9 protein-coding genes and 1 riboswitch are annotated in these 12,710 nt (G+C 52.0%); of the genes, 6 read left to right on the forward strand and 3 right to left on the reverse strand.

The features are described from left to right. The first annotated feature begins 10 nt into the window (after positions 1-10). Both ACQ66Q_RS01815 and ACQ66Q_RS01820 read left to right on the forward strand, forming a co-directional pair. Positions 11-3,091, forward strand: a complete 3,081-nt coding sequence (locus ACQ66Q_RS01815; RefSeq protein WP_430455225.1) for an efflux RND transporter permease subunit — start codon at positions 11-13, stop codon at positions 3,089-3,091. Between the two features lie 97 nt (positions 3,092-3,188). After that, positions 3,189-3,373: riboswitch (yybP-ykoY riboswitch) on the forward strand. A 2-nt stretch (positions 3,374-3,375) separates the two neighbouring features. After that, positions 3,376-3,945 (forward strand): TMEM165/GDT1 family protein, encoded by a 570-nt coding sequence (locus ACQ66Q_RS01820; RefSeq protein ID WP_430455226.1) that lies wholly within the window; start codon positions 3,376-3,378, stop codon positions 3,943-3,945. Here the strand turns inward: ACQ66Q_RS01820 and ACQ66Q_RS01825 are convergent. Continuing rightward, a complete protein-coding gene (locus tag ACQ66Q_RS01825) occupies positions 3,942-4,550 on the reverse strand; it encodes an outer membrane beta-barrel protein (protein WP_430455227.1) in 609 nt (202 codons plus the stop codon). The genes ACQ66Q_RS01820 and ACQ66Q_RS01825 overlap by 4 nt on opposite strands. Positions 4,551-4,832: 282 nt before the next feature. Between ACQ66Q_RS01825 and ACQ66Q_RS01830 the strand changes: the two genes are divergently transcribed. The 4 genes from ACQ66Q_RS01830 to ACQ66Q_RS01845 are packed head-to-tail and all read left to right on the forward strand — an operon-like array spanning position 4,833 to position 8,490. Further along, on the forward strand, positions 4,833-7,034 hold the full coding sequence (locus tag ACQ66Q_RS01830) for a YgiQ family radical SAM protein (RefSeq protein WP_430458523.1): 2,202 nt from the start codon (positions 4,833-4,835) through the stop codon (positions 7,032-7,034). A gap of 23 nt (positions 7,035-7,057) precedes the next feature. After that, positions 7,058-7,639, forward strand: coding sequence for a GNAT family N-acetyltransferase (locus ACQ66Q_RS01835; protein ID WP_430455228.1), 582 nt, complete (start codon positions 7,058-7,060; stop codon positions 7,637-7,639). Further along, on the forward strand, positions 7,640-8,293 hold the full coding sequence (locus ACQ66Q_RS01840) for a hypothetical protein (RefSeq protein ID WP_430455229.1): 654 nt from the start codon (positions 7,640-7,642) through the stop codon (positions 8,291-8,293). Then, positions 8,260-8,490, forward strand: a complete 231-nt coding sequence (locus ACQ66Q_RS01845) for a hypothetical protein (RefSeq protein WP_430455230.1) — start codon at positions 8,260-8,262, stop codon at positions 8,488-8,490. The genes ACQ66Q_RS01840 and ACQ66Q_RS01845 overlap by 34 nt, the downstream gene beginning before the upstream one ends. 3 nt (positions 8,491-8,493) lie before the next feature. Here ACQ66Q_RS01845 and ygiD read toward each other — a convergent pair whose 3' ends face one another. Both ygiD and ACQ66Q_RS01855 read right to left on the reverse strand, forming a co-directional pair. Then, complete coding sequence (gene ygiD, locus ACQ66Q_RS01850; RefSeq protein WP_430455231.1) at positions 8,494-9,276, reverse strand: 4,5-DOPA dioxygenase extradiol; 783 nt, start codon at positions 9,274-9,276, stop codon at positions 8,494-8,496. A 146-nt stretch (positions 9,277-9,422) separates the two neighbouring features. Next, positions 9,423-12,608, reverse strand: coding sequence for an amidohydrolase family protein (locus ACQ66Q_RS01855; protein ID WP_430455232.1), 3,186 nt, complete (start codon positions 12,606-12,608; stop codon positions 9,423-9,425). Positions 12,609-12,710: the final 102 nt, after the last annotated feature.

Consider the following 12,710-nt stretch of genomic DNA (forward strand, 5'->3'; position numbering starts at 1 on the left):
GTAACTCGTGATGGAACATAAACCTTTAGCACTGACCCGATTTGCGTTAAACCGTCCGGTCACCTTGTGCATGATGTTTTTATCCTTTCTGGTGTTTGGTTTGCTGGCTAGCCGGATGTTGCCACTGGAGAATTTTCCCGGCATCGATATACCGGAGATTTATATCAATGTGCCTTATCCAAATGCCACACCAGCAGAGATAGAACGCTTGATCACCAGACCGGTTGAAGAAGCCTTGTCGACCGTCACCGGCATCAAAAAAATGCGCTCGTTCTCCAAAGAAGATTCGGCTGAAATTGGTCTCGAATTTAACTGGGAAGAGAACATCAATACCAAGAGTATTGAAGTGCGCGAGCGACTGGATGGCATCCGGCATTTGTTACCCAAAGATGTCGAACGGGTATTGGTCTTTCAGTTTAATACTAACGATATGCCGATTTTCCAGGTGCGTATCTCCAGTGAGCGCGATTTATCGATGGCGTATGACCTGCTCGAGCGTCTGGTGAAACGGCCGCTGGAACGGGTACAGGGCGTGTCGAAGGTTGAACTCTATGGTGTGGATAAACGTCAGGTCACAATCCGCTTATTACCCGAACGGCTGCGGGCATTGCAATTGGATGCCGGCCAGCTTTTACAGACACTAAGCCAACAAAACTTTGCCATGACGGCCGGCGAGATCAGAAGCAAAGACGAAAGCATCCTGGTGAAACCCGTTGGCGAATTTGAGTCATTAGACCAAATTAAACAGCTGGCGATCGGCCGGGGCTTGCAGTTAGGTGATGTGGCTGAGATCAAACTGGAACTGCCTAAACGCGTGGAAGGGCGCCGGCTTGATCAACGCTATGCCGTCGGCATGAACGTGTACAAAGAATCGAATGCCAACTTAGTTGACGTATCACGTGCCGCGATGAAAGTAATAGATCAGGCCGGCAAAGATCCGGCTTTTAGTGGCATCAATATCTACGTGATGGACGATACCGCCAAAGGGGTGACGGACAGTCTGTCAAACGTACTGAGTTCCGGGCTCACTGGTGCGCTGCTGGCATTTGGTGTGTTGTTTATTTTTTTACGCCATGTCCCGACCACTATTCTTGTCGTGTTGTCGGTGCCGGTGTCGATCAGCATTACATTGGGCATGATGTATTTCCTCGACTACAGCCTCAATGTGCTGAGCATGATGGGGTTAATGCTGGCCGTCGGCATGCTGGTGGATAACTCGGTGGTGGTGGTGGAAAGTATTTTCCGTGAACGCGCGCTCGATGGTGATGTCCGTCGCGCGACAGAGCGTGGTGTCTATCGTGTCAGTCTGGCCGTGGTTGCAGGTACAGCAACAACTGCGATTGTGTTTTTGCCTAATATCATTGGTCAAAAAGTTGATGTGACCGTGTTCCTTGAACACGTTGCGATTGCCATTACTATCGCCCTAACGGTGTCTTTGTTAGTAGCTTTGACCTTGATTCCACTGTTGTCGACGCGGATTAAAAGCATAACCGGTACCGAGCATGCAGCGCCGTCGAAATTGGATAAGTTATATGGCCGCACGTTACGTTGGACGATGTCGCATCCACGCTCGTCAACGTTCATCGCATTCTTGCTGTTGTTTAGTATCGCGATCCCAATGCAGTTTATTTCCGGAGGCGACGACAATGAAGGTGATACCAATCGTTTGTTCCTGAATTACAACATTCAGTCGAATTATGCGCTGGCGGAAGTCGAGCAGGAAGTCAGTCGGATGGAATCCTATTTGTATGCCAACAAAGAGAAATTCTATATCGATTCGGTATATAGCTACTACACACCAGGTTTTGCCGTGTCGACCATTATGTTTATCGACAAACTACCGGTGCCATTACAGCAAGTCAAAGACGCGATCCGCAAAGACTGGCCGGTATTGGTGCGTGGCAAACCACAGTTTGGCTGGGGGGATGCCGGTGGCGGTATGCAATTGCATTTACTGGGGCCGTCGACTGACCAACTGACCAAGCTGTCACAGGATTTAGTGCCGGTACTGAGTCAGATTAAAGGATTAGAAGATGTGCGTTCTGAAGTGCAGGGCGGGCAGAAAGAGCTGCAGATCCGACTGAAACATGACGAGTTACAGCGTCAGGGCCTGACCGCGCAGAATGTGGCACAAGCGATTAGTCTGGCTTTACGTGGCAATAACTTACGGACGTTCCGCACCCTGGATCAAGGCGAAGTTCAGTTGCGGGTGTTATACGACGAGAAGGTGAGTCATTCGCAACAGGAATTGGAATCTATTCCGGTGAAACAACAAGGTACCGAAGTGGTGCGTTTGGCTCAGGTCGCAACTTTAACGGTCAGTGACCGTTTGGGCGAGATCCGACGCTTTAACCGGCAAACCGGGTTGGCTGTAGGCATGAACCTGAATAAAGATCTGAAAATGGATGATGCCCGTGACCAAATTAAAAAAGTCATGGACCAACTGCAGCTACCACCGGGCTATAGCTGGTCGTTTGAAGGCAGTTTTCAGTATCAGGACGAAGCGCAGGGCATTATGCAAATCAACATGCTACTGGCTGTTGCGATGATTTATCTGGTGATGGCCGCATTGTTTGAAAGTCTGTTGTTGCCGACGGCAGTGATTGGCTCGCTGTTATTCTCGATGGTCGGCGTGTTCTGGGCATTTTTAATTACCGGGACAACGATGGGCATCATGGGGATGATAGGGATGCTGGTGCTGATGGGGATTGTGGTCAACAACGGCATTGTCTTGGTCGACCGCATCAACCAAATGCGGGAAGAATTGCCTGATGCGCCCTTGGTACCATTGATTGTCGAGGCCTGTGAAGCGCGGTTGCGCCCCATCCTGATGACAGTATCGACCACGGTATTAGGCTTGATCCCACTGGCATTTGGTGATGCCACTATCGGTGGTGGCGGTCCCGGTTACGCGCCGATGGCTATCGCTATCATCGGCGGTTTGGTGTTCTCGACGCTGACCAGTTTGTTGCTGGTGCCATTAACATACTGGGGACTGGTCCGGCTGGGAGTGAGCTGGAGCCGCTTTAATATTCGTGCGCGAAGCCGCGCGGATCGTTGGTTACCAAAAGCGGCGAAGTCAGAAAGCTGATCATGCAAGCTGCGGTAGCGCATGGTCCTGCGCTGCCGCGGTTTCTATTTTTGCATATTTTACTTGCCTGACGATTTGCCTCTGCTTAGAATGCGCACTTCCTGACTTGGGGGAGTAATCGCCATAAGCACCTTGCTTATGGGCTGTCGTCAACATACTTGTGCCAGTGCACATGGCGGCAGCGGAACTTGCAAACGCAATGTTCTGATGAGACCTGAGACAGCGTCGTGGCCCAATGCGGGAGCCACAGCGTTGTCTTTGGCTTAATCCCGCTGAGTACCCATATGGACGCTTTTATTTCCTCTTTTACCGGTGTCGCTATTGCGGAGATCGGTGACAAAACCCAGCTACTTTCGTTATTCCTTGCCGCCCGGTTTCGTGCTCGTGGCGCGATAGTGGCAGGCATTTTAGTCGCAACTTTACTTAACCATGCGGCTTCAGCCTGGTTTGGTGCCTGGGTTGCACAGTTTATCCCGGCCGGTTGGCATGCCTGGTTATTAGGCGGCTCTTTTATCGCGGTTGCACTGTGGTTACTGATCCCGGATAAAGATGACAGCGAAGAAAACGCGATGCTGAAATATGGGGCTTTTGCTGCTAGTACCGTGTTGTTTTTCCTCGCGGAAATCGGTGATAAAACGCAAATCGCGACAGTGATCCTGGCTGCAACTTATGATGCCACCACGCTGGTTATCATTGGCACCACCTTAGGTATGCTGGCGGCGAATGTCCCTGTCGTGTATTTCGGCAAGTATATTCTCGAAGTGGTGCCTCTGGACTGGGCACGCCGCGTGGCGTGCGGCGTGTTTATGTTGTTAGGTGTGCTGACGATTGCCAAAGGCATGGCCTGGCTTTAAAACCGTAAGCTCAGTTCCACGCCGGCAAACCATTGACCGTCATCTGGCTGGCCATGGACCCAGGGGTCCAGCGCCGCCAGATATTCCTGCTCATAACTGCGCAAATAGCGGTAGCGGCCAAACGCACGCAGTGACAGGTTGTTGAGTTCGATGCCGGCACCAACACCGGCGAACCAGTCAATCGGGCCCATCTTTTCATAATGACCGCCCCAGCGGTCATAATAATCTTCCTCTTCTTCATCAAAAATCAGTTCATCCAATGCGATACCCACTTCGCCATACAAACTGAATTTGTCAAAAGTACCAACGCGGACAGAGGTGTCCAGATTCAGGAACTGAATTTCCGGTTGATACAAGCCGTGTTGAGGATGGTCAGCGCTGTAATAAGAAGCAAGGCCGACCGCCAGCTGAAAATGTGCGTCGGTTTGAAACACTGCGCCTAACGTGGTGATTTGACCTTTGTCGTTGGCTTCGTAGCTCACATAAGGCGACACCCAGCCGACATCGGGTTCATCCAGATAAATCACCGTTTGTGCCTGCAGCACGGCTGGAAGAGATAGAACAGAAAGACTGGTCAACAGGGCAATACAGCGTGACTGGCGCATGATGGGTTCCTGGAAAATACGAGTGATAGAGTCAATCTAAGCGGCTGAAAATTAACAGCTGCTTAACACGCAGTCAGGGAACAGTAAACGCAGAAAATCAAAAATCAGCAGCGGCTGCAACCTGAAAAGCTGCGGTGGGTGAAAGCGTGGTTGAAAGCGACGCAGACAATTCGCAATCAGCCGAATACTTGAGTATAATACTCAACCTTTTTTCGAGGCCCAAGAGACAACGCCATGACCAGCACCTTCGTACCATCCCGCAAATCCGCTCCGGTCGAGCGTATGTCCGCCGAACGCGGTTTATTTTCTTATCCGAAATACCGTGGCGACAATTTTAAATCAGCGCCATTTTTACCGATGAGTAAGGCCGAAATGGCCAAACTGGGCTGGGACCAATGTGACATTATTCTGGTCGTTGGCGATGCCTACGTTGATCACCCGAGTTTTGGTATGGCGGTGGTGGGCCGGATGCTGGAAAGTCAGGGCTTTCGCGTCGGCATCATTGCGCAGCCGGACTGGAACAGCAAAGATGATTTTATGCGCCTCGGTAAGCCCAAGCTGTTTTTCGGCGTGTCAGCCGGCAACATGGACTCGATGATTAACCGTTACACCGCGGACAAAAAACTGCGGCACGACGATGCCTATACGCCAAATAATGAAGGCGGTAAGCGGCCGGATCGAGCGGTGATTGTGTATTCACAGCGTTGTAAAGAAGCCTTTAAAGATGTACCTGTAGTCATTGGCGGGATTGAAGCCAGCCTGCGCCGTATCGCGCATTATGACTACTGGCAGGAAAAAGTCCGCCGCTCCATTATTTTTGATGCCAAAGCCGAATTGCTGATCTATGGCAATGCCGAGCGGCCATTGGTCGAAGTGGCGCACCGGCTTGCTGCCGGTGAAGCCATCAGTACTTTGCAGGATATCCGCGGTACTGCGGTGATCCGCAAAGAGCCATTGCCTGATTGGCGTGGCGTGGATTCCACTGCGATTGATAAAGTCGGCAAAATTGATCCGGTGCCAAATCCATATGGCGCAGACGATGTCGGTTGCAGTAGTTATTCTGAATTTGCCCAAGCCGGTATCGATTTATCAAAGCCGGCCGAAGTCGAAGCCAAGCCTATTCTGGTGCAGCCACCACGGCAAAAGCCGTGGGAAAAAACCTATGTAAAACTGCCGGCGTTTGAGCAGGTCAGCGTCAACAAACCGCTGTATGCACATGCGTCGCGTATTTTGCACCAAGAAACCAATCCGGGTTGTGCCCGCGCAATTATGCAGCGTCATGGTGACCGCTCAGTCTGGCTCAATCCGCCGGCCTTTCCGCTGACGACTGAAGAAATGGACGGCGTATTTGGCCTGCCATATCAACGCGTGCCGCATCCAGTGTACGGCAAAGCCAAGATCCCGGCGTATGACATGATTAAAACCTCGGTCAATATCATGCGTGGTTGTTTTGGCGGTTGTTCGTTCTGTTCAATCACCGAACACGAAGGCCGCATCATTCAAAGCCGTTCACAAGAATCTATTTTGCGTGAAATCGAAGAAATTCGTGACAAAGTGCCGGGTTTTACTGGCGTTATCTCCGATTTAGGTGGCCCAACCGCGAACATGTACCGGCTGCGCTGTAAAAATCCAAAAGCTGAACAAACCTGCCGCCGGCCTTCTTGTGTCTATCCAACCATTTGTGAGCACATGGACACCGACCAAAGCCCAACGGTGGATTTGTACCGTGCGGCGCGCAAACTGCCTGGCGTGAAGAAAGTGCTGGTTGCTTCCGGTGTGCGTTATGACCTCGCAGTAGAAGATCCGAATTACGTCCGCGAGCTGGTGCAGCACCATGTTGGTGGCTACTTAAAAATAGCGCCGGAGCACACTGAAGATGGCCCATTGTCGAAGATGATGAAGCCGGGCATGGGCGCTTACGACAAGTTTAAGGCAATGTTCGACAAATACAGCCGCGAAGCGGGGAAAGAACAGTACCTGATCCCGTATTTTATCTCGGCGCACCCGGGCACCACCGATCTGGACATGATCAATCTGGCACTGTGGTTAAAAGAGCGGGATTTCCGCCTTGATCAGGTGCAGAACTTCTATCCAAGCCCGATGGCCAACGCGACGACCATTTATCATACCGAATTGAATTCGCTGAAGAATTTAAAAGGGAATACCGAATCGGTGCCGGTGCCCAAAGGCGAGCGTCAACGTCGTCTGCACAAAGCCTTGCTGCGTTACCATGACCCGGCCGGCTGGCCGATGATCCGTGAAGCGTTGCAGAAAATGGGTTTGAGTAAACTCATTGGTAAAGGTAAACAATGCCTGGTGCCGGAAGAAACTCGGGACGAGAAAAACCTCAAGCCTAAAGCCGGTGGTAAGATCGCTGTGACCAAACATACCGGCATGAATCCGGTGAAAGAGGCGCTGATCCGCAAACAACAGCAGATCTCTAAATCTTCTGGTCAGGCTTCTTTTAAAAAAGGTAAAGGCTAAGCGAACACGCAGGATGCAGTGTGATGGTGAATGTTTTAACGACGCCAAGGCTGCAGCTGCGGCCTTTTACTGAATTAGATGGGCCGGCGATGTTCCGACTTGGCGCAGATCCGGCAGTAATGCGCTATATCGGTTCGGCGCCGATGCAGAATGAAAATGAAGCATTGGCTTATTTGATAAGTCATCCGCTTACGGACTATCAGCGCACCGGTTTTGGCCGACTGGCGATTGTCTTGCCCCAAAGTGGCGACATCATTGGTTTTTGCGGGCTGAAATGGGTCGATGAAATCAACGGCTTCGATCTAGGCTATCGTCTGCTACCAGCGTTTTGGCGGCAGGGGTTAGCGGTTGAAGCGGGCCTTGCGGTGCTTGCTGATGCCCGCAGGCGAGGACTTCGTTGTCCAGCAGGTCAACAGCAAAATCAAATCTATGGTTTGGTTCATCCAGACAATCAGGGATCAATTCGCGTGCTGGAAAAACTCGGGTTTGCCTACCAGCAAGATATTTTCTTTAGTTTGCTGCCGGATATCGCGGTGCGGCAGTACGGCCTGGCGCTGGACTGTGCTAGCATAAGCGCCGGTTTTTCAACAGATTCAGGTACATAGATGCGCTGGTCCCTAGAACAAATCCCGCTGAGATTCCGGGCGGCGGCCGCAGGCGTTTGCCTGTATCTGCTATGGCCTGTCGCCCATGCCCCACAGTGGCAATGGCAAGCGCTTTGGCAGTCTGAAGCTGAAACGGCAACAGCCTTAGCGCCGTTGTTATCCTTTTATACCAAATATGGTGAACAGGCCCTGCCAGCGTTACAGGCGCAGCTGGAATTGAATAAATTGCGCGACATGGAGCTTGCGCTGATTGCCGACAATGCTGAATTCTCAGCGCAGAGCCGCGATGACAGCTGGGCGGAAGCCACCGAGTTTATGATTGCGCACGTGGCACAGACAGTTGGCGCCAATGAACTGCGCATTTACGACAGCGAATGCCGTAACAATTTATGCCGGATTGAGCTTGCTGCGCCAACAGGCTTAAACCCGGAATTTCGCGCGCTGGTGCTCAAATATGCGGCGACATTAAAAGCCGGCGATTTAGAGTTCCACGATTTGCAGGAAGGCAAAGATCGCATCATGCTGGAGCTTAAATCTGACAAACGGCTGCAATATGGTTATTTTGCCGAACGCGCGTTGAAACCGGCCGAACGTGAACAATGGTTAGCAGAGGTAAAAGCATGGCTTGGCACCCAACAAAACAACAAAAAGTAGCAGCCGTTTATTGCCTGGCGGGTTTCCTCATAGTTGCCGCGCTGGATGGTTTAGTGCGCTTGCTGCTGCCAAAACCAGCGATTCTGGCACCGCATCCGGCGTTGAGCAAAACGATGTCGAAGCAGGATGTCAGCCTGCAACAGTGGAGTCAGGCCGCCGAGCGGCTGGAAGAAAAACGTAAGCTGTCCCGGCTTTAAATCCTAGAGATCACCAATCCGCAGGCTGTGCATCGCCAGATTGCCCAGCGTAAAATCCTGATTAAACCACTGGAATAGTTCGTCTGTTTCGCTGGCTCCGAGTAAATAAAACAACGGCAGCAGGTGGTCCGGGTGAGGTACCGCCAGCGCTGCAGCTTGGCCCCAGCTTTGATAATCGCATAGCGCCTGCCAATCGCGGCGGGTGATAGTGTCTTCAACTTGATGCATAAACTGCTGAGCCCATGCGGGCGGCGCACCATCTTGCCAATCCAGTAAACGCAGATTATGCACTATATTGCCTGAGCCGATGATGAGCACGCCTTCTTCGCGCAATGGCGCCAGTAAAGCACCGACTTGCAGATGCCAGCTGACTGACGCCCGGCTGTCGATGGATAATTGCACCACAGGCACATCAGCCGCCGGAAAGGCATGGCAAAGGACTGACCAGGCGCCGTGATCAAAGCCCCAGTCACTATCTGGCTGTGCGTCCATGTCGGCTAATAATTCCAACACTAACCCAGCGAGCGCTGTAGATCCAGGCGCCGGATATTGTTGTTGATACAACGCTGGCGGAAAGCCGCCAAAATCATGAATGGTGCGTGGGTGGGGGTCGGTGAGTACACGCAAGCCTGGTTTATCCCAATGCGCCGAAATCAGCAGTATTGCCTTTGGCTTCAGATCCGCCGTAGCGAGACGCCACTGCGCTGTCCAGCGGTTCGATTCCAGCGCATTCATTGGACTACCATGACCGAGGAACAACATCGGCATCGGGGCTTTCACAGACACATCACACTCCAAAATACAAATTTGTAACAGCATAAAGGCGTAATCGGTGAGTGAAAAGTGCATTAAACCTATGTAACAGGTGCAGAAAATAGAAAGAAAAACGCCGGTTTGCACCGGCGTTTTGTTTTTACAGCAGCAGACTAAATTTAGTGTTTTTCGAAATAAAACGGTTTGCGTTGTTGTTGCTGACCGTTCAGTTCATGCATGGTTTCGGCATCAAACAAACGGCCGTTCACCATGGTGTACTGCACCCGGTCGCTTTGACGGATATCTGCCAGCGGGTTGCCATCGATGACAATCAAATCAGCCAGTTTACCGACTTCAACCGAGCCTAACTGATGGTCCATGCCAAAGGTTTTGGCCGGATTGATGGTGGCCGTTTTCAGTGCCTGTAACGGGCTCATGCCGCCTTGGGCAAACATCCAGATCTCCCAGTGCGCGCCTAAACTTTCGCGCTGGCCATGCGCCCCGATATTGGTGATCACGCCTTCATCGCTGAGTTCCTTCGCCATTTTAGCGATGCTGAAATGGTTGTAATGCGAGTCCGGTGCAGTGGGGCGGCGCATACTACGCGGCCTTAATTCATCCATTGGCACATATTTCGATAACCGTGGGTGCTTCCACACTTCGGTTTTGTCATACCAGTAGTTTTCGCCCCAAATACCACCATAGGCGACCACTAAGGTTGGGGTATAAGCGGTTTTGGTAGCGCGCCACAGTTGTTTCACATCGTCGTAAAGTTTCGCGGCGGGCAGAGAGTGCTCCAGCGTGGTATGGCCATCAACGGCCATGCTGAGGTTATGCTGCAGCAGCGAACCACCTTCCGGCACCACCATCATGTCGAGTTCGCGTGCGGCCTGGATCACCTGTTGACGCTGATTGCGCCGTGGCTGGTTGTAGCTCTTTACCGAGAAAGCGCCGACTTTCTTTAACCGCTCCAGATGGAACTTGGCATCGTCCACGCTATCAACATGCGAGGTATAACCGGCGCCATAAGCACCGTATAAAATCGTGCCGGTGGAGAAAATGCGCGGGCCGACAATTTGCCCGGTTTTCTGCAGTTCACTGGCGGTGAAAATTTCCTGCGTGTCGTTTGACGGGTCGTGGATACTGGTGACCCCGAGCGCCAGCGATGCATAGTTGGCGTAGTTTTGCTGCGGGATGATTTGATTCACGCCCTGACTGCCGTGGGCGTGAGCATCAAACAGGCCTGGCATTAGGGTTTTGCCTTTAATATCGATGACTTTGGCGCCTGCCGGGATTTTCACATCTGCAGCAGAACCAACAGCTTTGATTTTATTGCCCTCAACCAGTACGACACCGTCGGAAATCACTTGATCGCCGGCCATGGTAATGACCTGACCACCAACAAAGGCGACCAGCCCTGTAGCCTGATAAGCTGGGGTGGCAAAACTGATGTTCTGACCGTTGGCGACTTTAAAGCTGTCCGTCAGTTTATCGCTGCCGACTGCAAAAACGCTGCTGAGGTTGGCGTGATACAGTTCTGGCCCGAGGTTCCAATACAGCTGCTGACTGTTCGCGCTCCAACTGATGTTTTCACCCGCGCGCACCGAGAGCTGCCGCACCGGGAACTGAGTATCGCTGCCGCTGATATCGATCGAGGCGCCACGCTCGGCAAAAGGCGTGACGTACACTTTGAAGCGGTCAGCAAAAGCGACATATTTGCCATCCGGCGATACTTTAAACTCAGTGCCATATTTGGCGCTGTACAGTGTGCGCTGGGTCTGTGTCGCGAGGTCGATCGCCAATAAGGTTGGTGACTGGCCATAATCCATCGCAAAGATCCGGTCGTTGCGCTCTGCAAAATGCGGCGCAAAGCCATTGCGGCTAACCAGTTTCATCTCACCGCCAGCGGCTGGTACTGTGTAAATACCGGTATTGAGCGACCAACGTTTGTCGAGCAAGCTACCGGCGCCGCCTTTACGAAACACCAGCGTGTTGCCATCCGGACTGAACGACGGTTCGAGGTATTTACCAGGCGCGCTGACCACAGTTTTAACCTGATTACTGGTCAAATCAATGACTTTGATTTGGCCTTGTTGCTGATCTTGCCAGCTGACATACACCAGTTTTTTGCCGTCACGCGAGAATTGCGGGTACAGCTCAAAATGCTCGTTTTGCGCGGTCAGACGCTGTGGTTTACCGCCTTTGGCGGCAACTTTATACAAGTGGCCGAGCGCGGAATACACAATGGTGTTGCCATCGGGTGATGCCTGCACAAACCGCAGCATCTTCACGTCAAGCTGGTCCTGGTCCAAATCCTGTTTGACCCGAACGACTTGTTGGATTTTTTTCTCGACGTCGACTTTAAATGGAATTGGCGCCACTTGTTTGCTGGCGACATCCAGTTGCTGAATTTTGCCGCCGGCCCAGAACACAATGGCTTTGTTATCCGGCGTCCAGCTCATCTGCGGGTATACACCGTGAATGGCCCAGGTTTCCTGCATATCTCGATCAAGCTTGCCATACAACTCAGTGGTTTCACCGGATTCGAGGTTGTACAGCATCAGCGTGGTCTGAAAATCAACCCGGCGGATGTAGGCGAGGAATTTCCCGTCTGGCGATGGGGTTGGGCGAATAGCGCCGCCGGCGCCTTCTAATAACACCTCGATTTTGCCGGTTTCCCGCTCAAAGCGCTTAATGACGTAAATGCCTTGCTCAGAATCTTTGCTGTAGTGGAAGGTTTTACCTGGCGTATCGTCTTGAGAGAAATAAACATATTTGCCATCCGGTGAAAAAGCCGGTTCGCCTAAGTCTTTCTCATCATTGGCCTTTTCCGTCAGCATCACGCCGCTGCCACCCGATTTATGGTATTGCCAGACTTCACCGGCGCCGAGCGAGCGGGTATTGGTGAAATGTTTACGGGCGACAATAAATTCACCATCCGGGCTCCAGGCCGGGCTATTGAGCAACCGGAAAGTTTCATCGGTCACGGCATGGGCATTACTGCCGTCGGCGTTCATCAACCAGATATTGTCGCCGCCACCTTCATCGGAGGTATAAGTAATATATTTGCCATCAGGGCTGAAGCTTGGCTGCATTTGCCAGCCGATATCGGAGGTCAGGCGCTTGGCGTTACCGCCACTGATTGGCATGCTGTAAATATCACCCAGCACATCAAACACCACGGTTTTACCATCGGGACTGACATCCACGTTCATCCAGGTCCCGCTGTCGGTGTTAATGTCTACGGTTTCGAATTTACCTTGCGGGGCGTTGACGTCCCATTGCGCCTTTTTGTCTGCGGCCAATGCCGGAAAAAGCGCAGAGCTGACACACAGTGCCAGTAATGCTGGTTGCCATTTGTTCATAGATGTCCCTGGGATTGATGTCTGCTGTTGCAGATCTGGTTGGTCAAAGCACCAAACTGCCACAGCCTGCATGGGAATGTAAGAGGTTACGCAGAGGCCTGC

The sequence above is a fragment of the Rheinheimera sp. genome (genome assembly GCF_965283995.1).
In the GTDB taxonomy this organism is placed as follows: Bacteria; Pseudomonadota; Gammaproteobacteria; order Enterobacterales; family Alteromonadaceae; genus Pararheinheimera.